This window comes from Metabacillus sp. KJ11-3, from assembly GCF_055808295.1.
Genome location: NZ_CM147865.1, coordinates 3827612 through 3852143, shown reverse-complemented (window position 1 = coordinate 3852143; position 24532 = coordinate 3827612). Strand labels below are relative to the sequence as shown.

At 36.1% G+C, this 24532-nt stretch carries 34 protein-coding genes; 23 read left to right on the top strand and 11 right to left on the bottom strand.

Going from position 1 to position 24532, the window contains the following annotated elements; translation table 11 throughout:
• Positions 1-36: 36 nt before the first annotated feature.
• The 5 genes from AC0L8O_RS19220 to arsC all read left to right on the top strand — a co-directional run bounded on the left by AC0L8O_RS19220 (position 37) and on the right by arsC (position 4166).
• Positions 37-414, top strand: a complete 378-nt coding sequence (locus tag AC0L8O_RS19220; RefSeq protein WP_034332687.1) for a YidH family protein — start codon at positions 37-39, stop codon at positions 412-414.
• A gap of 88 nt (positions 415-502) precedes the next feature.
• A complete protein-coding gene (locus AC0L8O_RS19215; protein WP_473444601.1) occupies positions 503-1921 on the top strand; it encodes a SpoVR family protein in 1419 nt (472 codons plus the stop codon).
• Between the two features lie 144 nt (positions 1922-2065).
• A complete protein-coding gene (locus AC0L8O_RS19210; RefSeq protein ID WP_473444599.1) occupies positions 2066-2410 on the top strand; it encodes an ArsR/SmtB family transcription factor in 345 nt (114 codons plus the stop codon).
• Positions 2411-2422: 12 nt separating this feature from the next.
• Entirely contained in the window at positions 2423-3721 is a 1299-nt protein-coding gene (locus AC0L8O_RS19205) for an arsenic transporter (RefSeq protein WP_473444597.1), read from the top strand.
• 25 nt (positions 3722-3746) lie between these two features.
• Positions 3747-4166, top strand: a complete 420-nt coding sequence (gene arsC, locus AC0L8O_RS19200; RefSeq protein ID WP_473444595.1) for an arsenate reductase (thioredoxin) — start codon at positions 3747-3749, stop codon at positions 4164-4166.
• Between the two features lie 51 nt (positions 4167-4217).
• Here arsC and AC0L8O_RS19195 read toward each other — a convergent pair whose 3' ends face one another.
• From AC0L8O_RS19195 to AC0L8O_RS19175, 5 genes are all read right to left on the bottom strand, one after another.
• Positions 4218-4616, bottom strand: a complete 399-nt coding sequence (locus AC0L8O_RS19195; protein WP_473444593.1) for an ArsI/CadI family heavy metal resistance metalloenzyme — start codon at positions 4614-4616, stop codon at positions 4218-4220.
• 46 nt (positions 4617-4662) lie between these two features.
• Complete coding sequence (locus tag AC0L8O_RS19190) at positions 4663-4818, bottom strand: hypothetical protein (protein ID WP_473444591.1); 156 nt, start codon at positions 4816-4818, stop codon at positions 4663-4665.
• A 70-nt stretch (positions 4819-4888) separates the two neighbouring features.
• Positions 4889-5212: an ArsR/SmtB family transcription factor gene (locus tag AC0L8O_RS19185; protein WP_026561166.1), complete on the bottom strand. Its 324-nt coding sequence runs from the start codon at positions 5210-5212 to the stop codon at positions 4889-4891.
• 416 nt (positions 5213-5628) lie between these two features.
• Entirely contained in the window at positions 5629-6813 is a 1185-nt protein-coding gene (locus AC0L8O_RS19180) for a chromate transporter (protein ID WP_473444588.1), read from the bottom strand.
• 19 nt (positions 6814-6832) lie between these two features.
• Positions 6833-7141, bottom strand: a complete 309-nt coding sequence (locus tag AC0L8O_RS19175) for a PadR family transcriptional regulator (protein ID WP_473444586.1) — start codon at positions 7139-7141, stop codon at positions 6833-6835.
• A gap of 261 nt (positions 7142-7402) precedes the next feature.
• Between AC0L8O_RS19175 and AC0L8O_RS19170 the strand changes: the two genes are divergently transcribed.
• On the top strand, positions 7403-7987 hold the full coding sequence (locus AC0L8O_RS19170; RefSeq protein WP_473444584.1) for a YdhK family protein: 585 nt from the start codon (positions 7403-7405) through the stop codon (positions 7985-7987).
• A 56-nt stretch (positions 7988-8043) separates the two neighbouring features.
• Here AC0L8O_RS19170 and AC0L8O_RS19165 read toward each other — a convergent pair whose 3' ends face one another.
• The 3 genes from AC0L8O_RS19165 to AC0L8O_RS19155 all read right to left on the bottom strand — a co-directional run bounded on the left by AC0L8O_RS19165 (position 8044) and on the right by AC0L8O_RS19155 (position 10562).
• Positions 8044-8730: a response regulator transcription factor gene (locus AC0L8O_RS19165; protein ID WP_473449037.1), complete on the bottom strand. Its 687-nt coding sequence runs from the start codon at positions 8728-8730 to the stop codon at positions 8044-8046.
• Entirely contained in the window at positions 8705-10096 is a 1392-nt protein-coding gene (locus tag AC0L8O_RS19160) for a HAMP domain-containing sensor histidine kinase (RefSeq protein WP_473444582.1), read from the bottom strand. Before AC0L8O_RS19160 ends, AC0L8O_RS19165 begins: the two co-directional genes overlap by 26 nt.
• Before the next feature lie 136 nt (positions 10097-10232).
• Complete coding sequence (locus AC0L8O_RS19155; protein ID WP_473444580.1) at positions 10233-10562, bottom strand: four-helix bundle copper-binding protein; 330 nt, start codon at positions 10560-10562, stop codon at positions 10233-10235.
• 190 nt (positions 10563-10752) lie between these two features.
• Between AC0L8O_RS19155 and AC0L8O_RS19150 the strand changes: the two genes are divergently transcribed.
• Positions 10753-11211, top strand: coding sequence for a ferritin-like domain-containing protein (locus tag AC0L8O_RS19150; protein WP_473444578.1), 459 nt, complete (start codon positions 10753-10755; stop codon positions 11209-11211).
• The gene (locus AC0L8O_RS19145) at positions 11184-11663 is read left to right on the top strand and encodes a ferritin-like domain-containing protein (protein ID WP_473444576.1); all 480 of its coding nucleotides are present in this window, start codon (positions 11184-11186) and stop codon (positions 11661-11663) included. The genes AC0L8O_RS19150 and AC0L8O_RS19145 overlap by 28 nt, the downstream gene beginning before the upstream one ends.
• Before the next feature lie 66 nt (positions 11664-11729).
• Here AC0L8O_RS19145 and AC0L8O_RS19140 read toward each other — a convergent pair whose 3' ends face one another.
• Positions 11730-12440 (bottom strand): DUF421 domain-containing protein, encoded by a 711-nt coding sequence (locus tag AC0L8O_RS19140; RefSeq protein WP_473444574.1) that lies wholly within the window; start codon positions 12438-12440, stop codon positions 11730-11732.
• 200 nt (positions 12441-12640) lie between these two features.
• On the opposite strand from AC0L8O_RS19140, the gene AC0L8O_RS19135 reads away from it, so the two are divergent.
• From AC0L8O_RS19135 to AC0L8O_RS19090, 10 genes are all read left to right on the top strand, one after another.
• Positions 12641-13030 (top strand): DUF302 domain-containing protein, encoded by a 390-nt coding sequence (locus tag AC0L8O_RS19135; RefSeq protein ID WP_473449034.1) that lies wholly within the window; start codon positions 12641-12643, stop codon positions 13028-13030.
• 198 nt (positions 13031-13228) lie between these two features.
• On the top strand, positions 13229-13606 hold the full coding sequence (locus AC0L8O_RS19130; protein WP_473444572.1) for a rhodanese-like domain-containing protein: 378 nt from the start codon (positions 13229-13231) through the stop codon (positions 13604-13606).
• Between the two features lie 15 nt (positions 13607-13621).
• A complete protein-coding gene (locus AC0L8O_RS19125; RefSeq protein WP_473444570.1) occupies positions 13622-13885 on the top strand; it encodes a metal-sensitive transcriptional regulator in 264 nt (87 codons plus the stop codon).
• Between the two features lie 85 nt (positions 13886-13970).
• Entirely contained in the window at positions 13971-14198 is a 228-nt protein-coding gene (locus AC0L8O_RS19120) for a sulfurtransferase TusA family protein (RefSeq protein ID WP_026561179.1), read from the top strand.
• A gap of 48 nt (positions 14199-14246) precedes the next feature.
• The gene (locus tag AC0L8O_RS19115; RefSeq protein WP_026561180.1) at positions 14247-14726 is read left to right on the top strand and encodes a DsrE/DsrF/DrsH-like family protein; all 480 of its coding nucleotides are present in this window, start codon (positions 14247-14249) and stop codon (positions 14724-14726) included.
• 44 nt (positions 14727-14770) lie between these two features.
• Positions 14771-15133, top strand: coding sequence for a rhodanese-like domain-containing protein (locus tag AC0L8O_RS19110; RefSeq protein WP_473444568.1), 363 nt, complete (start codon positions 14771-14773; stop codon positions 15131-15133).
• Positions 15134-15149: 16 nt separating this feature from the next.
• Complete coding sequence (locus AC0L8O_RS19105; RefSeq protein ID WP_473444566.1) at positions 15150-15446, top strand: rhodanese-like domain-containing protein; 297 nt, start codon at positions 15150-15152, stop codon at positions 15444-15446.
• Positions 15447-15497: 51 nt separating this feature from the next.
• Positions 15498-16073: a sulfurtransferase TusA family protein gene (locus tag AC0L8O_RS19100; RefSeq protein ID WP_473444564.1), complete on the top strand. Its 576-nt coding sequence runs from the start codon at positions 15498-15500 to the stop codon at positions 16071-16073.
• Positions 16074-16115: 42 nt separating this feature from the next.
• Positions 16116-17243, top strand: a complete 1128-nt coding sequence (locus tag AC0L8O_RS19095; RefSeq protein ID WP_473444562.1) for an MBL fold metallo-hydrolase — start codon at positions 16116-16118, stop codon at positions 17241-17243.
• A gap of 68 nt (positions 17244-17311) precedes the next feature.
• A complete protein-coding gene (locus tag AC0L8O_RS19090; RefSeq protein WP_473444560.1) occupies positions 17312-18088 on the top strand; it encodes a sulfite exporter TauE/SafE family protein in 777 nt (258 codons plus the stop codon).
• An 86-nt stretch (positions 18089-18174) separates the two neighbouring features.
• On the opposite strand, the gene AC0L8O_RS19085 is transcribed toward AC0L8O_RS19090, so the two are convergent.
• On the bottom strand, positions 18175-19461 hold the full coding sequence (locus tag AC0L8O_RS19085; RefSeq protein ID WP_473444558.1) for a voltage-gated chloride channel family protein: 1287 nt from the start codon (positions 19459-19461) through the stop codon (positions 18175-18177).
• A 45-nt stretch (positions 19462-19506) separates the two neighbouring features.
• Positions 19507-19827, bottom strand: a complete 321-nt coding sequence (locus AC0L8O_RS19080; protein ID WP_473444556.1) for a YnfA family protein — start codon at positions 19825-19827, stop codon at positions 19507-19509.
• A gap of 257 nt (positions 19828-20084) precedes the next feature.
• Here AC0L8O_RS19080 and wrbA point away from each other — a divergent pair, with 257 nt between their 5' ends.
• The 5 genes from wrbA to AC0L8O_RS19055 all read left to right on the top strand — a co-directional run bounded on the left by wrbA (position 20085) and on the right by AC0L8O_RS19055 (position 24427).
• Positions 20085-20750, top strand: coding sequence for an NAD(P)H:quinone oxidoreductase (wrbA, locus tag AC0L8O_RS19075; protein WP_473444553.1), 666 nt, complete (start codon positions 20085-20087; stop codon positions 20748-20750).
• A gap of 103 nt (positions 20751-20853) precedes the next feature.
• Positions 20854-21705, top strand: a complete 852-nt coding sequence (locus AC0L8O_RS19070; RefSeq protein WP_473444551.1) for a VOC family protein — start codon at positions 20854-20856, stop codon at positions 21703-21705.
• 61 nt (positions 21706-21766) lie between these two features.
• Positions 21767-22522, top strand: coding sequence for a GTP cyclohydrolase II (locus AC0L8O_RS19065; RefSeq protein WP_473444550.1), 756 nt, complete (start codon positions 21767-21769; stop codon positions 22520-22522).
• Positions 22523-22831: 309 nt separating this feature from the next.
• A complete protein-coding gene (locus tag AC0L8O_RS19060) occupies positions 22832-23317 on the top strand; it encodes a PCYCGC motif-containing (lipo)protein (protein WP_473444548.1) in 486 nt (161 codons plus the stop codon).
• 240 nt (positions 23318-23557) lie between these two features.
• Complete coding sequence (locus AC0L8O_RS19055) at positions 23558-24427, top strand: cation diffusion facilitator family transporter (protein ID WP_473444546.1); 870 nt, start codon at positions 23558-23560, stop codon at positions 24425-24427.
• The last annotated feature ends 105 nt before the right edge of the window (positions 24428-24532 follow it).

Below are 24532 nucleotides of genomic sequence, written 5' to 3'. Positions count from 1 at the left end.
ATTATGCTTATATATTTGTAAAGTTAGGTGAGATAGATGGAGAAAGACTTGGAACAAAAGCAAAAAACAATCGATTCCAAATACATACAACAACACCTGGCAAATGAGCGAACATTTTTAGCTTGGATCCGAACAGCGATTGCGATTATTGGTGTGGGATTTCTTGTATCAAATTTACATGAAAATATGGAACCGAATCTTTCACAGACTAGTGATTATTTAGCCAATATTATTGGGATAACATCAGTTGGAGTAGGAATTTTAACGATCATTATGGCAACCATTGCTTATTTACGAAAATATAAAGCAATTAACGACCAGACATTTAGAACCCCGAAAATAACCGTGATTACACTTGGGATTTTTGTAATCGTGATTGCGTTTATTTTTGGGATCTACTTTTTATTAATGTAGAAGATGCTAGCGTCTTCCTTTGAACAGATTAGCATGTTTTTCAACTAAGGCTCATACATTATTGTAAGATTTGCTTTAGGGGGAGACCATGAAAGCAGCTGACCAAAAGGCTTTGGAATATGCTATTAGTGAAATAACCGAAGTTGCGAAAGGCTTCGGACTTGATTTTTATCCAATGAGATATGAGATATGTCCTGCTGATATTATTTATACATTTGGTGCATATGGTATGCCTACAAGGTTTTCACACTGGAGCTTTGGGAAACAATTTCACAAAATGAAGCTTCAATATGATTTAGGTTTGAGTAAAATCTACGAACTTGTCATTAACTCAGATCCTTGCTACGCATTTCTTTTAGATACTAACTCTTTAATCCAAAATAAATTAATCGTCGCTCACGTATTGGCACATTGTGACTTTTTTAAAAATAATTCACGTTTTAGTAATACAAAACGTGAAATGGTTGAGAGTATGTCTGCCACAGCAGAGCGAATTAAGAAATATGAACTCATTCATGGAAGGCAAGAGGTAGAAACATTTTTAGATGCGGTTCTTTCCATACAGGAACATATTGATCCTTCCCTTGTTCGTCCAAAGCTTTCTTGGACGATTGATGATATTGAATTTGACGAAGATGCGGAAGAGCCGAAGGTCACTCCATATGATGACCTTTGGAATCTTGATAAAAAGGCTGAACCAAAGCCTACAATAAAAAAGAAGAAAAAGAAATTTCCGCCTTCACCAGAGAAAGATATTTTATTATTTATTGAAGAATACAGCCGGGAATTAGAGGATTGGCAACGTGATATTTTAACGATGATGAGAGAAGAAATGCTCTATTTCTGGCCTCAGCTTGAAACAAAAATCATGAATGAAGGCTGGGCTTCATATTGGCACCAACGCATTATCAGGGAGCTTGATTTAACTTCTGATGAAGCAATAGAATTTGCGAAGCTTAATGCAGGTGTTGTACAGCCATCAAAAACAAGCATCAATCCATATTATTTAGGGCTGAAAATTTTTGAAGACATTGAAGAAAGATACGATAACCCGACAGAAGAAATGTTAATGTTCGGTGCTCAACCCGGGTCAGGCCGTGAAAAAATGTTTGAAGTCCGTGAAGTGGAATCCGATATATCGTTTATCCGTAATTATTTAACAAAAGACCTTGTCATGCGTGAGGATATGTACTTATTCCAGAAGCAAGGCCGGGATTATAAAATTGTTGATAAAGGCTGGGAATCAGTTCGCGATCAGCTTGTCAGCATGAGGGTAAACGGCGGCTTCCCATATATTACGGTTAATGATGGGGACTATTTGAAAAATAATGAACTTTACTTAAAGCACTGGTTTGAAGACATTGAGCTTGATCTAAAATACTTAGAGAAGGTGCTTCCATATATTTATCAATTATGGGGCAGACCTGTTCATATGGAAAGTATGCTGGAAGGGAAAAATGTGTTGTTTTCTTATGATGGAAAAAGTGTATCGAGAAGATACTTGTAAAAAATCGCTGCTTAGGCAGTGATTTTTTTATTAGCATAAGGATATGCATGAATGTAGAAACTTTACATAGGACTATATTTAGCTATTGAACATATAAGTAAATTATTATATAGTAATCTACGGATGCAAGTGGAGGTGTAAACAATGTCTGAAACAACTCTTGAAATAGATAAAGCTGCGACAGTATTAAAACTATTAGGTGACAGAACACGTTTAACAATGGTGAAAATGTTGGATTCAAATGATTGTTGTGTGTGTGAGTTTGTTGAAATTTTTAAAGCAAGTCAACCAGCCATCAGTCAACATCTCAGAAAACTAAAAGATGCAGGAATTGTTCAAGAAACGAGAAGAGGACAGTGGATCATTTATTCATTAAACAAAAGCAGTAATTATTATCCATTTGTTCAAAACGTACTTGAACACCTTCCGAACCAGGATTATCGAATAAAAGAATTAGAAGAACAAGGATTACGTATTTCGTGTGAATAATGGAGGGATGAAATGACATCAGTAATTTTGGCATCCGTTATCTTTTTACTCACACTTACGCTCGTCATATGGCAACCAAAAGGGTTATCCATTGGCTGGTCTGCATGTGGCGGGGCGATTTTAGCCCTTCTTGTAGGTGTTGTTGATTTTAAAGATGTAATCGATGTAACGTCAATTGTTTGGAACGCAACCTTAGCATTTATTGCGATTATTATTATTTCTTTAATATTAGATGAAATAGGTTTCTTTGAGTGGTCAGCTTTACACATGGCAAGGGCTGCAAAAGGAAACGGCATGAAAATGTTTGTTTATGTCAGTATATTAGGGGCAATTGTAGCTGCACTCTTTGCAAATGATGGAGCAGCATTAATCCTTACACCGATTGTCCTTGCGATGGTAAGAAACTTAAACTTTAATGAAAAGATGGTGTTTCCATTTATTATGGCTAGTGGATTTATTGCAGATACAACCTCACTTCCACTAGTCGTTAGTAATTTAGTGAATATCGTATCAGCAGACTTTTTCGGGATAGGATTTGTCGAGTTTGCATCAAGAATGATTATTCCTAACTTTTTCTCACTAGGTGCAAGTATTTTGGTTTTATTTCTCTTTTTCCGTAAAAGCATCCCGAGAAATTATGATATATCTCAATTGAAAAAACCAGTAGAAGCCATTCGTGATGAAAAGATGTTTAAATTGTCCTGGGCTGTATTGGGAATCTTACTTGTTGGATACTTTGCAAGTGAGTTCATCGGCATTCCTGTATCGTTCATTGCCGGTATTGTTGCCATCTTCTTTTTAGTCATGGCAAAAAGAAGTCCTGTTGTTAACACAAAAGCCGTCATTAAAGGGGCACCTTGGGCAATTGTCTTTTTCTCAATCGGAATGTATGTCGTTGTTTACAGCTTACGAAACGTTGGTTTAACAAATGTATTAGCCGATTTAATTCAAGTAACAGCAGACCGAGGGTTGTTTGCAGCAACAGTTGGAATGGGGTTTATTGCGGCAATCTTATCGTCAATCATGAACAACATGCCTACTGTTATGATTGATGCACTAGCCATTTCCGATACAAATACAACAGGTGTAATAAGAGAAGCTCTTATCTATGCTAATGTAATTGGTTCCGATTTAGGACCGAAAATTACACCAATAGGCTCTTTAGCTACTTTATTATGGCTTCATGTCTTATCTTTAAAAGGTGTGAAAATCTCTTGGGGCACTTATTTTAAAACAGGAATTATCCTAACCATCCCAACATTGTTTATTACCCTTGTTGGTTTATATATTTGGTTACTTATCATCCATTAATCTTATCTGAAAAGGAGAAATAAACATGTCTAAAAAAACAATCTACTTCTTATGTACAGGAAATTCTTGCAGAAGCCAAATGGCAGAAGGCTGGGCAAAAAAGCATTTAGGTGATGAGTGGGAAGTAAAAAGTGCCGGCTTGGAAGCACATGGTTTAAATCCAAATGCAGTGAAAGCAATGAAAGAAGCAGGTATTGATATATCAAATCAAACATCTGATGTGATTGATCCGGAAATTTTAAATCATGCTGATTTAGTTGTAACACTTTGTGGTCATGCGGCAGACAATTGTCCAGTTACTCCTCCACATATTAAACGAGTACACTGGGGGTTTGATGATCCGGCGAAAGCAGAAGGAACAGATGAAGAAAAATGGGCGTTCTTTGGGCGTGTACGTGATGAAATCGGAGAAAGAATTGAACGTTTTGCAAAAACCGGAGAATAATAAAAAAGCCGTGGGACACATATCCCGCGGCTTTTCCTTTACCAATACTATTCATTCATTACAACAAGAATCAATGGTATCTACTTCAGTGTCTTCTTTTGTTAAGAAAAATTCCCATTCGTGGCCATCAGGATCTGTTATCCAAAATTTATCTTGCTTAGCATAGCAGCATGTAGTATCACTTTCATTACGAGAGAAAAAACCTTCCGTTTCCAGCCTCTCTTTATGTTTTACCAACTCATCTGTACGGAATACTTGAAAACCAAAATGATTGATATGATTACCCTCTACACGATCTACTGGTCGTAATGTAAAGTTTAACCCGGGGTTCTCTAACAAAAACTTCACATAATCTGGTTTTACTTTTACAGGTTTTGCACCAAATAACTTAGAATAAAAGGTAAGGGAAGTCTCTAAATCTGTTACATTTAAACCAATATGAATGTTCATATTTTCATTCCTCCTAAGGGTCTATTTCGTCATTAATTCTCCGTTTTTAGCAACAAACTGTTTGGCAACAAATCATTTCAATTGATTTAGTATCATCAGTACGCTTATCTTCTTTAGTTACAGGAATCGAAAAAGAACTAAATTCAGTCATTTCATTTTGTTTTATTTTTGAAAGCATATAAATCTCATACTCATTAAACATAACTTCCTCCTAAAACAAATTATTTTGATCTATTTATCAAAAAAAATTGATATATTACAGAAAAAAATTATCAGCAAGTTGGCCGAAATAGACAACAAAGCTCTGCTGATAATAGGTGATTTACTTCATCGAGGTTAAGTTTGTAATAATTCCATGTACCTCTTGTTTCTCTTATAATAAGGTTGGCATCTAAAAGTATTTTTAAATGATATGACAGCTTTGATTGTGTCATGTTTACCATTGGAGCCAGATCATTAACATTAATTTCACCTTTTTGTGTAAGAAGGTTCATGATCTGCAATCTTTTTTTGTCTGCAATGGCTTTAAACTTGCTCTCATACATTTCAAAGGTTTTTTCTAAAGATACATCTTGGAAGTTGATTTCCTGTTTCATGAAATACACCTTTTCTATATCAATTTTTTTTGATGTTTAAACTATATATCCAAATTTTTCTTTTGTCAACGATTAATCAAAAAAAATTGATGTAAATGGATGTTAAAAAATATATATATAATGTAAAAGATATCTGAGTTTTTATCACAACTGTTTTTGCATAAATCGTTGCTATAATTGTAATGATAGATAGTGAAATGGAGCGGAAAACACTTGACTCCTGCGGGATGTGAGGAAAGGCTGAGACCCCACCGGCTCAGCTTCCTCCCCGGCGAGTCTTGTGTCTGGAGCGGAATGGAACGAATCGGTTTTTATCTTCAACTATCTAAATTACAACATAGAAACCTTTATTTTAGATAAAAAGTGTGAAGTAACAAAAGAAGCTACCAGATTAGGTAACTTCTTTTTGTTCGACATTAAATCAATCCAATAAGTAAACCTCCAACAGCCCCGGTCAACACAATGATCCATGGAGGAAGCTTCCAATAAACTAACATACTGAATAATACGGCAGCAAAGGCAAAGTCAATTGGTGCAAGTATACTGCTGGTCCAAATAGGGTGATAAAATGCGGAGATTAAGATTCCGACAACCGCTGCATTTACTCCAAGTAACGCTCCCTTAATTTTAGGATTACGACGCAATGTATCCCAAAATGGCAAAGTTCCTAGAATTAATAGAAATGCGGGTAAGAAAATAGCAACCGTTGCTACTAATCCACCTTGCCAGCCATTTATAACGGCACCTAAATAGGCTGCAAATGTGAAAAGTGGGCCGGGAACTGCTTGTGCTGCTCCATAACCGGCTAAGAAGGCTTCTTCAGACAGCCACCCGGTTGGAACAAATTCACGTTCCAATAAAGGCAAGACGACATGCCCTCCGCCAAATACTAATGATCCTGAGCGGTAAAAGCTATCAAACATTGCAATCCAACTTATCGAAGTCATTTCTCTTAAGATTGGTAGTAGAATGAGTAACCCGAAAAATAATGATAAGCAAACAATGGCAAATCCTTTTGAAATAGGAAACTCAATTCTTGATTCTTCAGATTCTGCGTGATCTTTATATAAGAGAAATCCAACGAATGCGGCGATGATAATCACACCGACTTGTGTAAAGGCTGTTAGCCATAACAGTGTTCCTACTAAGGCAAATAAAGCAATTGTTTTCCTCTTTAAATCAGGAGTTAATTTTTGTGCCATTCCTAGGATTGCATGGGCAACCACGGCAACGGCGACTATTTTCAGGCCGTGAATCCATCCGGCATCTGCGACATCAAATCCCTGAAGGATTAAAGCAAAGATAATAAGTGCTAAAACCGAGGGAAGGGTAAAGCCTATAAAGGAAGTGATTCCTCCCAATACTCCCGCACGCATGACACCAATCCCAATCCCTACCTGGCTACTGGCCGGTCCGGGGAGAAACTGGCAAAGTGCTACTAGATCCGCATAGCTTTTTTCATCCATCCATTTCCTTCGTCTAATATATTCTTCATGGAAATAACCTAAGTGTGCAATGGGTCCACCAAATGATGTAAAACCGAGTCTTGTTGAAACAATTAGTATTTCAAGCAACGTCTTTAGTGTATTTTTTTGTTCCATTATTATTTACCTGCCTTTCCTATTCTTTTATTTCTTTGAATAACTCATATGCTTTTGCCCGAGCTTCATTTAGAACCATGTTCCCTTTTTCAGTAGTTGTATAATATTTTCGTATTTTTCCTTCTACATTTCGGTCTTCTCTTATTAAGAGACCATCTGACTCCATGGTGTGAAGGATAGGATAAAGGGTGCCGGGACTGATATTATACCCGTGTTCTCTAAGTTCTTCGAGCATCCAGACACCAAAAATTGGGTGTTCCTTTGCATGGTGAAGGATGTGAATGTGAATAAAACCGAGAAACAATTTCCGCAGGACTTTGTCTTCCAATAAATCACCTCATTAATTTATGCCGATATCGAACTCCAATATTGGGTTTCGATATTAAATATTGTAACATCTTCATTTAATTTTTCCACTCATACCTACAATATTTACAAAACCTTTACATTTCTTAGAAATTAATAAAGTTGATATGATTTTTGCATACTTTCTGCAAAGTCATTTGTTATGTTAGAAATATAGAGACCTATAAATAAGAAAATATAGGGAATTACTTTAACAACTAAAATAAGAAAAAGGAGTAGTAAAATGAAAAAAATCCACCTAATTATTTTGACAAGTTTATTAGCCATTTTATTAGCTGCATGTACTAGTAATAATGAGAAAACATCTGAAAATAATGAGGATACGAATACAAATACGGCAAAACATTCGGAAATGGATCATTCTGAGATGAACCATTCAAGTTCTGGTGAGGTTCCGGAAGGTTTAAAGGAGGCAGAAAATCCTACATATCAAGTGGGGAGCCAGGCTATCCTTGAAACAGATCATATGGAGGGTATGAAGGGAGCAGAAGCAACAATTGTTGGGGCTTATGATACAGAAGTTTATGCTGTTTCTTATACACCAACAACAGGCGGAGATATAGTTGAAAATCATATGTGGATCATTCATGAGGAAATCGAAGATGCAGGGGATACACCATTTAAGCCAGGTGAAGAAGTTGTTTTAAATGCTGATCATATGGAAGGTATGAATGGTGCAGAAGCTGTAATTGACTCTGTTGAAGAGACGACTGTGTATATGGTTGATTACATACCTGCAACTGGTGGAGAAGAAGTGAAAAACCATAAATGGGTAACAGAAAGTGAATTATCACCAATAGAAGAGTAAGTATGAAGGAAAAGAGAACTTGGGATAACCCGAGTTCTCTTTTCAATATCGTTTTTTTATTTGTCGGAAACCCATTTATAACCTATTCCCCAAACTGTTTTTAAATATTGTTCTACAGGGAAGTTTGCTTTACGCAGCTTTTCTCTCATATTCCGTATATGTGAGTCAATGGTTCGATCTTCTGTTTCAGCCTTTAAACCCCATAAAGTTGAAAGTAAATGTTCTCTTGAAAATACTTTGTTTTGGTTTTCTAAGAACAATCCGAGTAAGCCATATTCCTTAGGTGTCAGAACAAGTTCTTTCTCTTGATATGTTATCTGATATGTGGACTGATTTAGTAATAACCCTTCAAAATAAATTATGTTTTCAGAGTGAGAAGTTCTGCTTGTTCTTCTCATAATGGCTTCTAAACGAGCGATTAACTCGTCTTCATGAAATGGTTTGACCAGGTAATCATCAGCACCTTTTTTTAAGCCTTTTACAATATCTTCCTTTTCACTTCTGGCTGTTAACATGATTATGGGTACATCAGATATTTTTCTTATTTTTTCACAGGTTTTCCATCCATCCAATTCAGGCATCATAATATCAAGGATTACAAGGTCAATGCTTTTGTGATACAGAATTTCTAAGCCCTCATTACCAGATCTCTTTTTAATACAGGTATATCCATAAGGTTCTATATATAAAGATAATAAATCGAGCATTCTTTGCTCATCATCTATCAGCAAAACGGTTTTCATCATACAGCCCCTTTAACGTAATTTTAAAGCATGTTCCCTTATTTACTTGACTTTCTACCGAAATAGTTCCACCATGGGCATCAATTATTTCTTTCACTATTGATAATCCTAACCCATAACCTCCCGTTAACCTTGAGCGTGATTTATCTACTCGATATAGGCGGTCAAAGATATATGGTAAATCTTCATCAGGTATTCCTGGACCTTGGTCTCTGACATAAATATCTATTATCTCTTCTTCCTTTGTTATTTCAATTTCAGTCAATGTATTGGTATCAGAGTATTTGAGTGCGTTATCCAACAAATTTAAGAAGACTTGTTCAAATCGAATAGGATCGATATGTGCAAAAGTTTCTTTTTGACAAATAAACTTAAGTTTTACTCCTTTGTTTTCAAAAGCCGGTTTCATTTTTTGAAAAATAGATTGTATGAATAAGCAGATGTTAACTTTGTCCTTTGAAATAGAAAAAGTATGTTGATCCATTTTAGCTAAATCAAATAGTTCTGTTAGAAGATCACTCACATGGTTTGATTCTTCATAAATAATATGTATGTAATGAAGTCGATCCTTTTCAGATATGTTGTTTCTTTTTGCGATATCTGCATAACCCTTAATATAGGTAAGAGGGGTACGTAGTTCATGAGAAATACTTCCTAAAAATTCATTTCTTTCTTTTTTTAAATAGTTTAAGTCGTTAGCTAAAATATGAATGGAAGTTGATAACTCTCCTATTTCATCATTTGAAGTTTTAGGCAGGGAAACTGAAAAATCCCCCTTACTTATTCTTCTTGTTGCTTCCTTCATTAAAATCAAAGGTTTAGTTAGAGCGTTTGATAAGAAGAATATGGTAAACAGCATGAGAAAGATAATGAGAACTGAAGCCAGCATAAAATGTTCATTTAATCGTGATATAACATGTTGTATTTGGTCGGTACTTTTGAACATATAAACAAACCCAAGCTCTCCATTACGAGCCTGGAATGAAGAAACCGTCGAAATATATCGTTCATCTTGCCAGTCAGATTGAATGAGAAGACCATTTTTAGATTCTTCATGTTTTGTTTTTAGGATTTTGTTCATTTCTTTGTCTATTGTTTTAGATGAAGTAATGACTTTTCCAACGTCATTTGTTATAACTACCTCAGTATCTGTTTGTGACTCCATTATTTTAATGTGATGTAATGTTGCCTCATCATAAGAAATTTCAATAACATCACGATGGCTGTTTCCCCGTAATTTTAGGGCGTTTAACTCTTCATTAACAAGAGAATGGACAACATTACGATGTAAGAAAAACATAGAAGATGCTTCAATGATAAAAATGCAGATAAAAAACCATAGACCGAGTTTAATAGAAATTTTCATAGGATACACCTTCTTAATTTTTATATGAATATTGTAAAGGTAAATTGTTGAGAAAATATGCAGAAATAAAAGAGCAAAGCTAATCACGCTTTGCTCTTTGACTATAAACCTTAGATTGTTCAATTTCTAGTGCTGCTTATGAAACCATTTGTCGACATGCTTCAGCACATTTAAAGCAAGAATCGGCACAGTTTTTGCAATGGTCATGTTCATGTTTCTGACACTCTTGACCACATGCCTCACAAATATCGGCACATAGCTTACAAATTTGTTCAGCAAAAGGACTATTCGATTGCATAGCTTTTACTGCAAAACCGCAAATATCGGCACACTCCCTGTCCAGACGGATACAGTTTGACATCATAGTTACATCATCTTCTTTTAGGCAGGCATGATAACAAGTATTACAAGCCTCCATACACTCTAAGCATGCCTGAATACATTCCTTAAATTGTTGAGTTAACATTTGACATTACCTCCTTATTTTTCACATAAATAATAGTACCCGTCCAAATTTTTAAAGAAACGTAGTTTTATCAACTCCTTTGAATCTGCACATTTAGACAATCACGAATCAAAAATAGAATGGGCCTTGCACAACAGCTTTTCCATGAAGCATATGATAAGTTGACATTTTATGTTTGAGGAGGACAATCATGTACATATATAATCCCACCTATCAATATGTTCCATTTCATAATGGGTATCATCGGAATACAAATGATAAAAGGCTCTTAAAGGATATTCAGAAAGCAATCAATGCCGAATACAGTGCCATTTCTTGTTATGAAAAATTAGCTAAATTGGCACCTAACCAGGACATAAGAAAGCAAATTTTAGAGATACAAAAAGATGAGAAACGACATCTTGAAGAATTCAGTAGAATTTACACAAATGTAACAGGTAAACAGCCAACCTATAAAATCAGTGAAGAATGTCCAGGAAAGTTTAGAGAAGGAATTGAATTTGCATTTAAAGATGAGCAGGGAGCGGTTGATTTTTATTTAGATATTGCTGATCAAGCTCAAGATCCTTTTATTAAAGAAAGATTTAGACGGGCAGCAGCTGATGAGCAAAATCATGCTGTTTGGTTTTTATTTTTTTACAAAAAGTAAATAAGACATTAGATCGACAAGGTGAAAATTATGGTGCAAAAGGGGCTTTGAGTGTATCAACACTGACCTTACCCAGTATGCTAACCTATGCTCTCCAAGATGAATATTTAGCACAGGCACGGTATAAAAACATATTAGAGACATTCGGAAATATCCGTACATTTACCCGAATAAAAGAAGCAGAATTGAGGCATATAAGTGCACTATTACCACTTTTTGAACGATATCAAGTGTCTATTCCAGAAGATAATTCAAGTCCATACGTAACAACACCTTCAAACATAAAGTCAGCCTATTCTGCTGGTGTTCAAGGTGAAATTGAAAATATTGCTATGTATGATAAATTCATATCACAAGAGATTCCTAATGATGTGAAAGCAGTCTTTACACAGCTACGCAATGCTTCTTTAAATCATCTAGAAGCATTTAAAAGAGGGCAAGCAAGAAATTAGGAGTGTCATATCTCAGGGAAGGCTAATTGGAAGTGTATTCCTCCTATCATGCTTTCCTGAGATAAGTTATTCCTGGTCAATAGGAGAATGAATATAGTCCTTGAACGTATCAACATACATATTTCCATTAGCAGCTAATACTGCATAAACCACATCATTTTTAGTTAATTTTCGTTTTTCTAATTCTAATTGTAACCAATTTTGAGTTAGGTTGTTTTGCTCAAGATTTTCTTTAATGATTTCACCATCCATAATTAGCTCAATAGGTAGTCTTTGTTCAGGAGCTGCTGCAACCGATAAATCCTGTCTCGTTACATTCCTAAATTGCGGTTTTTTAAGTACCGTTAATGTTCCATTCGTCTCAACAATGGCAAATAAAACTTCTTCGATATTAAATGTGTCTTTTTCCCTTAGCTGTTGATTTAAATAATCTAGTGTATAACGCATTTTATTCATATTTCTTTCTAAGATCTTTCCATTCTGTATGACAATCGTTGGATCACCGGCAAAAAATTTCCTTCCTTTACGGTTTTTTAGTGAAATAAGGGCAATAAAAAAAATGACGGCGACAAAAATGCAATAAGCAAGAATCGTATGATGAACCTTAATTGATGTATTAAATGCTAAGTTTGCAGCAATAGCACCCATAGAAATGGAAGCAATAAAATCAAACATTGTCATTTGTGAGATGGTTTGTTTGCCTAGAATTCGTGCCCCGATCAGGAGAAGAATAAAGGATGTGATTGACCGTAAAATTACCTCATAATGTTCAGCCATGTATTTCACCTCTGAAACTTAGAGTTTACAAATTTAATGCAAATCATTCCAAACCGACTTTCTTTCTATATCAGTTAAATTTACTTGCTCCTTGCCGTTCTGAGTAGAAGTATCTGAATAAGTATTGATCGCAAAAATTATTCTTTTGGAGACTTTCGGGTAAATTATGAAAAAGTCCAAAAGAGAAGGGATTGTTTCAATTGTTCGATTATACTGTTACAACAACTAAAAATATAAACGAAGCCATATCTAGTCTTGAATTAAAGCTAAAGGAAGAGAAATTTGGGGTATTATGGATGTTTGATATTAAAGAAAAGCTTAAAGAGAAAGGATTGAAGTTTGAAACAGATTATCTCGTTTTAGAAGTTTGTAATCCACATGAAGCTGAAAGAGTATTGAAAGAAAATTTATTAGTTGGTTATTTTCTACCATGTAAAATTGTTGTTTATCGTGACAATGGTAAAACAAAAATCGGAATGCCAAGACCTACAGCTTTAATAAATTTAATAAATAATGAAGAAATAAAAAGACTTGCTAAGGATATTGAGGAAAGATTGATTCAATGTATTAATAAAAGCATTCAAAGTTAAAGTAACATCCTATATGAAGGAGAGGGGTAAACATTGTTACCCTTCCTTATTGAATCTGTATTTTGGAATAATGATTTATTTAACTACTTCAAAAGCTGGAGGAAAAAATAAATATGAGGTGTTGACATTATACCCCTAGTGGTATAATATGAATCTTGTAAGTTGTTCCTTGCTACAAAAAAGGGAGGAGCTTTTCACATGGTGATCGTCAGTTTATTTGTGCTAATAAGTATCATGCATGTCTTATTTTTTAGATATTTTCCCGTTTTTGGATTGAATGAAATTGATATAAATAAAATAGAGTCAAACAATTCTTATGTAATAGATTTAAGGGATTATAACGAATCATATAAAGATCCTATCGATATAGGAATGAATATTCCAATTGCCTACCTTAAAAGATACTACAGTGAAATTCCCAATCATGAATTAATAGTCGTAGCCTCGAATTGTATGGAAAGAAATATTGGGGTTCGAATTCTTCGTAATAAGGGATTTAAGGTAGTTGGATACAAGATGACATCCCGCAAAGGAATAAGAATGGAAAACCAATTAAAATCAGAAATTTTTTGTTAAAGGAGGTTTTTGTAGTTGGAGTATACTGATCAAATGAAAAATAGAGTAAAGCGCATTGAGGGACAACTTAGAGGTATTTTAAGAATGATGGAAGAAGGAAAAAATTGTAAGGAAGTTATCACACAGTTATCTGCAGCAAGAACAGCAATTGATCGAACAATCGGCGTTGTTGTTAGTTCAAATTTAGTAGAATGTGTTCGACATGCAGAAGAAACAGGAGAACACAACACAGAAGAGCTAGTGAAAGAAGCCGTAAATTTACTTGTTAAAAGTCGATAATGAATGAGTTGACATCATCTTTTATTTACATTATTATATACCCGTAGGGGTAACTGTACTAATTAAAAACTAGGAGGATTTATGAATGAATATAGATAAAGTATTAGATGCAAAAGGTTTAGCATGTCCAATGCCAATCGTGAAAACAAAAAAGGCAATGAATGATCTAGAATCAGGTCAAATCTTAGAAATTCATGTAACAGATAAAGGTGCAAAAAGTGATTTAACAGCCTGGGCTAAATCTGGTGGTCATGAATTTTTAATGCATGAGGAAGAAGATCAAGTGCTAAAGTTTTGGATTAAAAAGGGATAAAAAATTTTAATGAATTTTATACCCTTAGGGGTAAGAGGAGGAACTACTTTGACAGAAAAGAAAAAAACAACGATTGTATTATTCAGTGGGGATTATGATAAAGCGATGGCTGCTTATATTATTGCGAACGGTGCAGCTGCCTATGATCATGAAGTAACCATCTTTCACACTTTTTGGGGATTAAATGCTTTACGTAAAGATGAAAATATCCAAGTGAAGAAAGGGTTTATGGAAAAGATGTTTGGCAAAATGATGCCTAGAGGGGCAGAAAAAATGGGATTGTCCAAAATGAACTTTGCCGGATTTGGTCCTAAAATGATTAAAGACGTAATGAAGAAGCACAATGCCATGCCTCTTTCAAATTTAATCGAAATGGCACAAGAACAAGAAGTCAAATTAGTAGCATGTACGATGACGATGGACTTACTTGGTCTTCAACAAGAAGAACTATTAGACAACATTGACTATGCAGGTGTTGCAGCATACCTCGGTGATGCAGAAGAAGGAAATGTGAACTTATTTATCTAACACGAATAGGGGAATACTCCCCTAAGTATGCAGGGAGGAAACCAATGGAATACTTGAACTATATCGTCATGGCTCTTTTTATATTTTTAATCCTGAACAAAATCATTCCTTCTAAAGGAGTTAGACAGATTTCGACAGTTGAATTGAAACATGAATTGAAAGATAAAAATAAGCAGTTTGTGGATGTGAGAACACCTGGTGAATATAATGGCAATCGCATTAAAGAATTTAAAAATATTCCGCTTCTCGAACTGAGTCAAAAAGCTAAAAAAGAATTATCAAAGGACAAAGAAGTAATTGTCATTTGTCAAAGTGGGATGAGAAGCCAAAAGGCTAGTAAGATACTTAAAAAATTAGGGTTTCCACATGTTACAAATGTAAAAGGCGGTATGAGCGCCTGGAGATAAAAGGAGGATTTTAAAAATGAAACAATTTAAGGCAAAAGAAGTCGAAAACATGTTAACTCAAGGTCAAAATGTAAACATCATCGATGTGAGAGAAGTAGAAGAGGTGGAAGCAGGGAAAATACCTGGTGTCATTCATATTCCATTAGGATTATTGGAGTTTCGTATGAATGAGTTAGATAAAACGAAAGAATATATAATGGTATGCCGCTCTGGCGGAAGAAGTGGTCGTGCTTGTCAATTTCTTGAGAGTTATGGGTTCAATGTGATCAATATGACTGGTGGAATGCTTGACTGGGAGGGCGAAACAAACTAATTTTTTTAAATGCAAATATACCCAGATGGGTAATTAGGAGGAACTTAATAGATGAACTCAATTAAAACAGATTTATTAGTAGATGCAAAAGGTTTAGCATGCCCGATGCCAATTGTTAGAACAAAGAAAGCGATGAATGAAATCGAAGCAGGACAGGTCTTAGAAGTTCAAGCAACAGATAAAGGGTCAAAGGCGGATCTCCAAGCATGGGCGAAAAGCTCTGGTCATCAATATCTGGGTACACTTGAAGAAGGGGATGTTCTAAAGCATTATTTACGTAAATCTTCAGATGAAGAAATGGTTGAAACAAAACATCCACATGTAACAACGAACGAAGAACTTGAGAAAAAACTAGAAGCTAACGAAAACATTGTGGTAATAGATGTAAGAGAAGCTGCAGAATATGCATTTAACCATATTCCAAACGCAATTTCGATTCCATTAGGGGAATTGGAAGAGCGTATTAGTGAATTGAATAAAGAAACTGACATTTATGTCGTATGTCGAACTGGTAGCCGTAGTGATCTCGCATCACAGAAACTGGCTGAAAAAGGTTTTACAAAAGTAAATAATGTTGTACCAGGTATGAGTGCTTGGTCAGGTCTAACGTCTACATTAAATAAGTGAAAATTTTTTTAAAACAAAATATACCTTAGGGGGTAATTTGGAATGACTATAAAAGCAATGACTTCAAAAGAAGTAACAAGAAAGGTCTTTGATAAAGAAGCATTATTTATTCTTGATGTTCGGAATGAAGCTGATTTTCAGGATTGGAAGATAGAAGGAGAAAACGTTGGTTATTTAAACATCCCATATTTTGAATTACTTGATGGTGTTGAAGAAATCTTAGGTAGTATTCCTACGGATATAGAAGTTCTAGTTGTGTGCGCGAAAGAAGGCTCTTCTATCATGGTCGCAGAAATGCTTTCAGAACAAGGTGTGGATGTTTCTTATTTACAAGGTGGTATGAAGGCTTGGAGTGAACACTTAGAGCCTGTGAAAATCGGCGATCTAAGAGATGGCGGAGAAATTTATCAGTTTGTTCGTATAGGTAAAGGCTGTTTATCATACATGGTTATTTCAAATGGTGAAGCGGCAATTATTGATTCAACTCGAATGACTGCTACCTATCTTGATTTTGCAAAAGAGATTGGTGCAACCATTACTCATGTATTTGATACTCATCTTCACGCTGATCATATTTCAGGAGGTCGCATCATCGCTGAAACGACTGGTGCAACATACTGGCTGCCGCCAAAAGATGCAACAGAGGTAACGTTTGAATATAGCCCACTAGAAGGCGGCAATACAGTGACAATCGGAAATACAGCTATTGATATTCATGCTTTATATTCACCAGGTCACACAATTGGTTCAACATCATTTGTTGTTGATTCATCTTACCTTTTATCAGGAGATACTCTCTTTATCGATTCAATTGGAAGACCGGATTTAGCAGGAATGGCTGAAGATTGGGTTGCAGATTTAAGAGAGAGTTTATATACACGCTATAGAGAACTTTCAGAGCAACTGATTGTTTTACCTGCTCACTTTATGATCATTGAAGAATTGAATGAAGATGGAAGTGTGGCTAAAAAGTTAGGGACGTTATTTGCAGAAAACCATGGTTTAAATATCGAAGACGAAAATGAATTTAGAAAGCTGGTAACTGAAAATTTACCACCACAACCAAATGCATATCAAGAAATTCGTGAAACAAATATGGGGAAAATCACTCCGAATGAAGAAAAGCAGCGTGAAATGGAAATCGGGCCAAACCGTTGTGCGGTTCGTTAATTTAGAAAAGGCTGAAATATAAAGGGAACCGAGTGTAGGTTCCCTTTTCTAAATCGGAGGGTAGAAACATGGAATTAGGATTTATTATGACAATTTTTCTAATAGGTTTTATAGGTTCATATATTTCAGGAATGTTAGGAATCGGCGGGTCTATTATCAAATATCCAATGCTATTATATATCCCGCCACTATTTGGTTTAGCAGCCTTTAGTGCTCATGAGGTTTCAGGGATTAGTGCGGTACAAGTATTTTTTGCGACGATCGGTGGTGTTTGGGCATATCGAAAAGGCGGATATTTAAATAAAACCTTAATAGGCTACATGGGAGTCAGCATTCTCATAGGAAGCTTTATTGGAGGATATGGTTCAAAATTAATGTCTGAAGGAGGCATTAATTTAATCTATGGAATTTTAGCTTTCATTGCTGCTGTGATGATGTTTATTCCTAAAAAGGGAATTGATGACATTCCACTCGATCAAGTGAAATTTAATAAATGGCTTGCAGCTATTTTAGCTTTAATCGTTGGTGTAGGGGCAGGAATTGTTGGGGCAGCAGGAGCATTTTTACTAGTCCCAATTATGCTAGTTGTACTAAAAATTCCAACTCGAATGACGATCGCTTCATCTCTGGCTATTACGTTTATTTCTTCCATTGGTGCTACTGTTGGAAAAATAACGACTGGGCAAGTTGATTACGTTCCGGCAGCTATTATGGTTATGGCTAGTTTAATTGCATCACCCCTTGGAGCGATGGCGGGTAAGAAGGTCAATACAAAAGTATTACAAGTTATTTTAGCTTTATTGATTTTTGCGACGGCTATTAAAATATGGTTGGAGATTATTTAGAAGTGCTAGAATAAATAAAATCGAGACATAAAAAACTCCACACCCTCAGTTTAAGAGGAACAGTGGAGTTTCTTTATGTCTTATTTCTATTTCCCTTTTTTAATTAATTTGAAAGATTGCAGTGTATCATTTTTATGAATTGGTATCAGTTTACTTTTTGACACACCAATTTGCTGCGAGGTATAGATACCTGTGTGCCCAGAGAATAAATAGCTAATAATACAAACAAGAAATAAATACAAACTGGCTTCTGATCCGAAAAGCTCAATTCCCATGATAAAGCATGCGATGGGTGTATTTGTTGCTCCGCAGAAAACCCCGATAAAACCTAAAGCGGCCAGGAACGGAATGGATACTTGCAAGATGTCACCTAATGAACTACCAAGTGTTGAGCCGATAGCAAATAATGGTGTAACCTCACCACCTTGATAACCTGCGCCTAAGGTAAGAGAAGTAAAGAGTAGTTTTGTAATAAAGGTAAGAGGTGAGACCTCTCCTTCAAACGCATCATCAATAAGTGGGATCCCTAAGCCAAGATATTTCCTCGTGCCCACCATATACACAAGCCCAATAATAACAAGTCCCCCGACAAAACTTTTTAACATTGGGTTTGGAAATAGCTTTGTATACTGTTTCTTCAACCAGTGAGTGAGTTCAGAAAAAAGTGTGCTTGTTAGACCAAATAAAATAGCAGCAAAAAGAATTTTAAGTAATAAAAGAGCAGTCAATGCAGGGATTGTGCCAATTTCATAATGATGATGGCCAACTCCCCAAACAGTGGTCGTGACAATATCACCTACAAATGCAGCAATAAAAGCCGGGAAAATGGCTTCATGTCTAATTAAACCTAGTGCCAGCACTTCTAAGCCAAATACAGTACCAGCTAAAGGTGTACCAAAAACAGAACCAAAACCACTGCTAATTCCACAAATAATGATTATTTTCCGATCAACTTCATCTAATTTAAATATCTTTCCTACCAGTTCAGAGAAAGCTCCACCCATCTGAACAGCCGTACCCTCACGCCCGGCAGAACCACCAAACAGGTGAGTGACAATGGTACCGAATAACACTAATGGAGCCATTCGAAACGGAATGCTTTCCGATGCGCCATGCGCCTGCTCTATTAGGAGGTTATTACCTTTTGCAGAATTCAGCCCATATTTCCAATACAAAAAACTGACAAGCACTCCACCAAACGGAAGGAGAAAAAGAAACCAGGAATAAGTCTCACGGGTTTCAGCAGCCCATTCCAAACTCACTAAGAAAAAGGCAGAAGCAGAACCCGCAAGCAAACCGACCAATCCTGCTAAAACCGCCCATTTTATCAAATATAAAAATAAATACAAATATATGTTTTGAGTCCGGAACATACAAGTCTCCTTTCATTATGGAACAGGGGGACAGGTTCTCTGTCCCTATTGTCTTGATGGAAGAAGCATAACAGAGACACCTATAAGACAAATACCTGCACCAAACCAATCGTATTTATCTGGTGTCTGTTTATCAACTCCCCATCCCCATAGCACAGATAGAATGATAAAAACACCGCCATAAGCAGCGTATACTCTTCCGAAAGAAGGGAAGGATTGAAATGTGGCAATTACACCGTATAAGGCTAATGCTATTGCTCCACTCAAACCGAAATAGAAGGGCTTTCCTTCTCGTAACCATAACCATATAAGGTACCCGCCACCGATTTCAGCCAAGCCTGCAAGTAAAAAAATTAAAATAGTCATTAACACAATCACTCCAAAAGGCTTTCTCCTAATAATGTACCACAAGAATGGAACGGGGGGACAGGTCCTCTGTCCCATTTGGGACGAGGGACCTGTCCCCCCGTTCCTTGACAACAGATAAATACCTTGATACAATAAATCTCGAATTAATAATAAATGAATTAGAGATATAAGATTTAATACGATAAGGTCTGGGTATAATTTAGTATGACCCGACTTTTATAAGTAAACAACAAGAGAGAACAGGTGTGGTGAATATGGGTTTTTTATCAAAGCTATTTAAAAATGATTCCAAAAAGGAGATGGAAAGTATGTCAAATGTGAAACTCGCCGTTATTTATTACAGTTCTTCAGGAACTAACTATCAATTAGCTCAGTGGGCAGAGGCAGGAGCAAAAGAAGCTGGTGCTGAAGTTAAAGTGTTAAAAGTACCGGAAACAGCGCCACAATCAGCCGTTGAGTCTAATCCAGCTTGGAAAAAGCATCATGAGGAAACAAAGAATGTTCCTGAAGTAACATTGGATGACCTTGAGTGGGCAGATGCTATTATCTTTAGTGTTCCAACCCGTTTTGGTAACATGCCAGCTCAAATGAAAGCTTTCCTTGATACAACAGGTGGTCTATGGTTTAACGGAAAGCTTGTCAATAAAGTAGTAAGTGCGATGGCTTCTGCACAAAATCCGCATGGTGGACAAGAAGCAACTATTTTATCTTTATACACAACGATGTATCATTGGGGAGCAATCGTAGCAGCTCCTGGCTATACAGACCCTGTAACATTTGCGGCTGGTGGAAATCCTTACGGTACAAGTGTAACCGTTGATCAGGATGGCAACATGGTTGAAGATGTTCAAGCTGCTGTTAAGCATCAGGCAAAACGCACAGTTTCAGTAGCGGAAATGGTGAAAAAAAGTCATAATTAAGTAAAATATAAATGAAAGTAATAGGGACTATCCCACATACAGGATATATCAATAATCATTCCTGACGTATGGGGTAGTCCTTTTTTGAAAGGAAGGAAACATCATGTCGTTTCATCAATATCCAACTACTTTTGTATCTAAGCTTAGCTTAAAAGTGTTAGATCTGGATCGATCTTTGGCTTTTTACCAGGAAATAATAGGATTCCAAATTCTTGAGCAATCAGAGAAAAGAGCCATTTTAACAGCAGATGGAAAAACAGCGCTAGTAGAGATTGAACAACCCGCTGATGTGATTCCAAAACAACCGCGAACAACAGGTTTATATCACTTTGCATTATTACTTCCATCGCGCTCTGATTTAGGAAGTGTATTAAAACATCTACTGAAAGTTAAGTATCCATTACAAGGAGGATCTGACCACCTTGTTAGTGAAGCACTTTATTTAGCAGATCCTGATGGAAATGGTATTGAAATATATGTTGACCGCTCTCCATCACAGTGGAACTGGGATAATGGTGAAGTAGAAATGTCAACAGACCCGATAGATGTAGAAGGATTATTGGCGAGTGGCAGGGATGAATGGAGTAAGCTTCCTGAAGGTACAGTAATGGGACATATTCATCTACATGTGTCAGAGCTTGAAAAAACAAAGAAATTCTACTGCGAAGGACTCGGGTTCGAAGTTGTTTGTAACTATGGTAATCAAGCATTATTTATTTCAACAGGAAAATATCATCATCATATCGGATTAAATGTTTGGAATGGCGTGGATGCACCACAGCCTTCCGAGAAAAGTGTTGGTCTAGTGGATTATACAATCGTGTATCCAAGTGAGATTGAAAGGGACCATGTCACTCAAAAATTACAACAATTAGGCTTTGATGTAACAAGAGCTGATAAGGTGATAATCACAGCAGATCCTTCTGGAAATAAAATCCGTCTTACCGTTAATTGACCGTATTAAAAAGTCTCCTCTTAACACAAAATAAAATAGGACATAAAGGAGGAAGACGCATTTGACACAAACGAAATTAAAATCAGATGTAATAGCTTTGCTTCAGGATAAGATTCAACTTATTAGAACACAAAAGGGTGCCATTTATTTAGTAGGGCCAATTCGACTTCCTGTTAATTTGTTTGAAGAGACCATCGTATTTCACTGGTATTGCTGGTTGAATTGTGATGAAGTGACAGAAAACTATGAGAAGATCATTGAAAAGCTAGCTAGCATCAATTTAGCAGAACTTCAGCAATCAAGCGTTTTAGTGTACGGAAATTTTGAAGATGAAGAAGAAGCACTTATTAGAATGCATTCTATTTGTCATACAGGTGATATTTTTGGCAGTAAGCGATGTGATTGCGGATTTCAATTGAAGAAATCGATGAAAATGATTGTTGATCATGGAACAGGTGCTTTATTTTATCTGGCAAATCATGAAGGTAGAGGAATTGGTTTGTTCAGTAAAGCAATGGCTTATATCCTTCAGGAGAATGGCTATGATACTGTAGAGGCAAACGAAAACCTTGGGTTTGTTGATGATTCTAGAAATTATGAGGATGCCATACATGTACTAAAAGCATTGCGTTCAAAACCAGTTACTCTTATAACAAATAACCCCAAAAAGCTTGAAGCATTGAAAGAATCAGGACTATATGTTTCAGAGCGAAAACCATTGTGGGGAGATCGATCTGAGTATAACGAAAAGTACTTGCAAACGAAGATCACAAGATCAGGCCATTTTAGTCAAAATGATCCATGTACAAATGATTAAAGAGGTAAAGGGCAGTTTTTTAAATCTGTCCTTTTTTTCGTTAGGAAACTATAAAATTCTTTGAACTGTGGATAAATGCCCTACGTCCAGCTCCGAAGCACAGGATGTGCAAGTGCAGTTTTTGCGACAGGACGTCGCGCTTTTAAACTGCCAGCGCCTAGCCCCTCTTGGGTCTAGCCACAAAGGAATTGAAGACAAAGTACGTATTCTATTCCTTTGCGTCTTATTTGCCTGAGGCTGATCAAGGCGCTTGCGCTTTTGTTCCTGTGTTAAAATAAACTAGGTACCATATATTGAGGGGGATAAAACATGCGCAAAAGAAATATTCTAGTGTTCGCCTTGCTGGGTGGTATGTTATCAGGATGCTCCAGTACAGGTGGACATGAATCTTCACATGATCAACATGAGGGACATGAAGTCGTGAATGATATACGAGAGGAAACAGCTGGTATAGAGGTATTGCCTACTTTCTTAAATGAGAAAACAGAAGATATGCAAACAATCTATCAAGCTGCTGCAGGACATAAAGAGTTGTTGGAAAATATGCCTTGTTATTGTGGCTGTGGTGAAACAGCAAACCATACAAGCAATTATGATTGTTTTGTTAATGAAGTTAAAGAAAACGGAGCTATTGTTTGGGACGACCATGGAACAAAGTGTGGTGTGTGTTTAGAAATAGCGGCACAATCAATTGTGGATTACCAAGAAGGAAAAACAATAAAAGAAATACGAACTAAAATCGATAACATGTATAAAGAGGGATATGCTGAGCCTACTCCAACACCGGAAATCTAAAACGTTACATGTATAAATATTTCAAACACTAACGAAACGCCAAAACCCCTATGAATAAAGGGGGTGGCGTTTCTTTGTGCTCAAGGATAAATTAGTTTCATAGCCGCCGATAAATTGCCCGAATTCAACTTAGTTGTACACTGCTTATTAAGTAAAATCCATACAAAAAGATTGCTCTAGACCCACCCTTTCTCAGTTTGATATTATAGTCAAGGCAAATGAGAGTAGGAGGACATGCGAGTGGAAGAGCAAAAATATAGTGATCTTAAATTAGGAGAGCGCGGGGCAATCATCAGTATAGTCGCCTATATTTGTCTTTCTGTCTTAAAATTAATTATTGGATATATGAGTAATTCAGCTGCGTTAAGAGCAGATGGTTTAAATAATACAACAGATATCATTGCATCTATTGCAGTGTTGATAGGACTCAAGCTTTCACAAAGACCTCCTGATGAAAATCATCGATATGGCCACTGGAAAAGTGAAACAATCGCCTCAATGGTCGCTTCCTTTATTATGGCAACTGTCGGACTACAAGTTTTAATTGATGCATGTATAGGATTGGTTCAAGGAAGAGATGAATCTCCTGATGTAATGGCAGCATATGTAGGTGTTTTTTCGGCAATCGTCATGTATTTTGTCTATCTATATAATAAAAAATTAGCGGAGAAAATTAATAGTAAGGCTGTTATGGCAGCAGCAAAGGATAATATTTCTGATGCATGGGTAAGTATAGGGACTGCCGTAGGAATCTTTGGATCCCAGCTTAACATGCCGTGGATTGATACGGTAACAGCTATTATTGTAGGAGTATTAATCTGTAAAACAGCATTTGATATCTTTATGCAGGCTTCACACGAATTATCAGATGGATTTGATGAAAAGAAATTACTGATTTATGACGAACAAATAAGAAAAGTTGATGGTGTCAAAGGGATAAAGCAGATCAAAGGAAGAAGTTACGGCAACAATGAAGTGGTTGATGTTGTGATCTTAGTAAATTCGAGACTCGATATCACGGAAGCCCATGATATAGCTACTCAAGTGGAAAAAGTAATGAGAAATGATTACGGAGTTTATGATGTACATGTTCATGTTGAACCGAATTAGATGAAAAAAATACCTAGTAGAAAGAAGAGTTAACAACAATGTTTGTTAGCTCTTTTTTGGTTATCTTGAAGGACCTTGTATACCATCGTTCCGGATTAAATAGTA

What these genes read in the sequence shown, in the direction of transcription:
- AC0L8O_RS19070 (WP_473444551.1), top strand. Translation starts at nt 20,854, where the DNA reads ATGTCGTTTCATCAATATCCAACTACTTTTGTATCTAAGCTTAGCTTA.
- AC0L8O_RS19170 (WP_473444584.1), top strand. Translation starts at nt 7,403, where the DNA reads ATGAAAAAAATCCACCTAATTATTTTGACAAGTTTATTAGCCATTTTA.
- AC0L8O_RS19220 (WP_034332687.1), top strand. Translation starts at nt 37, where the DNA reads ATGGAGAAAGACTTGGAACAAAAGCAAAAAACAATCGATTCCAAATAC.
- AC0L8O_RS19100 (WP_473444564.1), top strand. Translation starts at nt 15,498, where the DNA reads ATGAACTCAATTAAAACAGATTTATTAGTAGATGCAAAAGGTTTAGCA.
- AC0L8O_RS19195 (WP_473444593.1), bottom strand. Translation starts at nt 4,616, where the DNA reads ATGAACATTCATATTGGTTTAAATGTAACAGATTTAGAGACTTCCCTT.
- AC0L8O_RS19120 (WP_026561179.1), top strand. Translation starts at nt 13,971, where the DNA reads ATGAATATAGATAAAGTATTAGATGCAAAAGGTTTAGCATGTCCAATG.
- AC0L8O_RS19190 (WP_473444591.1), bottom strand. Translation starts at nt 4,818, where the DNA reads ATGTTTAATGAGTATGAGATTTATATGCTTTCAAAAATAAAACAAAAT.
- AC0L8O_RS19150 (WP_473444578.1), top strand. Translation starts at nt 10,753, where the DNA reads ATGTACATATATAATCCCACCTATCAATATGTTCCATTTCATAATGGG.
- AC0L8O_RS19105 (WP_473444566.1), top strand. Translation starts at nt 15,150, where the DNA reads ATGAAACAATTTAAGGCAAAAGAAGTCGAAAACATGTTAACTCAAGGT.
- AC0L8O_RS19205 (WP_473444597.1), top strand. Translation starts at nt 2,423, where the DNA reads ATGACATCAGTAATTTTGGCATCCGTTATCTTTTTACTCACACTTACG.
- AC0L8O_RS19165 (WP_473449037.1), bottom strand. Translation starts at nt 8,730, where the DNA reads ATGAAAACCGTTTTGCTGATAGATGATGAGCAAAGAATGCTCGATTTA.
- AC0L8O_RS19080 (WP_473444556.1), bottom strand. Translation starts at nt 19,827, where the DNA reads ATGACTATTTTAATTTTTTTACTTGCAGGCTTGGCTGAAATCGGTGGC.
- AC0L8O_RS19215 (WP_473444601.1), top strand. Translation starts at nt 503, where the DNA reads ATGAAAGCAGCTGACCAAAAGGCTTTGGAATATGCTATTAGTGAAATA.
- AC0L8O_RS19160 (WP_473444582.1), bottom strand. Translation starts at nt 10,096, where the DNA reads ATGAAAATTTCTATTAAACTCGGTCTATGGTTTTTTATCTGCATTTTT.
- AC0L8O_RS19060 (WP_473444548.1), top strand. Translation starts at nt 22,832, where the DNA reads ATGCGCAAAAGAAATATTCTAGTGTTCGCCTTGCTGGGTGGTATGTTA.
- AC0L8O_RS19095 (WP_473444562.1), top strand. Translation starts at nt 16,116, where the DNA reads ATGACTATAAAAGCAATGACTTCAAAAGAAGTAACAAGAAAGGTCTTT.
- AC0L8O_RS19130 (WP_473444572.1), top strand. Translation starts at nt 13,229, where the DNA reads ATGGTGATCGTCAGTTTATTTGTGCTAATAAGTATCATGCATGTCTTA.
- AC0L8O_RS19180 (WP_473444588.1), bottom strand. Translation starts at nt 6,813, where the DNA reads ATGGAACAAAAAAATACACTAAAGACGTTGCTTGAAATACTAATTGTT.
- AC0L8O_RS19155 (WP_473444580.1), bottom strand. Translation starts at nt 10,562, where the DNA reads ATGTTAACTCAACAATTTAAGGAATGTATTCAGGCATGCTTAGAGTGT.
- AC0L8O_RS19085 (WP_473444558.1), bottom strand. Translation starts at nt 19,461, where the DNA reads ATGTTCCGGACTCAAAACATATATTTGTATTTATTTTTATATTTGATA.
- AC0L8O_RS19090 (WP_473444560.1), top strand. Translation starts at nt 17,312, where the DNA reads ATGGAATTAGGATTTATTATGACAATTTTTCTAATAGGTTTTATAGGT.
- arsC (WP_473444595.1), top strand. Translation starts at nt 3,747, where the DNA reads ATGTCTAAAAAAACAATCTACTTCTTATGTACAGGAAATTCTTGCAGA.
- AC0L8O_RS19110 (WP_473444568.1), top strand. Translation starts at nt 14,771, where the DNA reads ATGGAATACTTGAACTATATCGTCATGGCTCTTTTTATATTTTTAATC.
- AC0L8O_RS19210 (WP_473444599.1), top strand. Translation starts at nt 2,066, where the DNA reads ATGTCTGAAACAACTCTTGAAATAGATAAAGCTGCGACAGTATTAAAA.
- AC0L8O_RS19185 (WP_026561166.1), bottom strand. Translation starts at nt 5,212, where the DNA reads ATGAAACAGGAAATCAACTTCCAAGATGTATCTTTAGAAAAAACCTTT.
- wrbA (WP_473444553.1), top strand. Translation starts at nt 20,085, where the DNA reads ATGGGTTTTTTATCAAAGCTATTTAAAAATGATTCCAAAAAGGAGATG.
- AC0L8O_RS19140 (WP_473444574.1), bottom strand. Translation starts at nt 12,440, where the DNA reads ATGGCTGAACATTATGAGGTAATTTTACGGTCAATCACATCCTTTATT.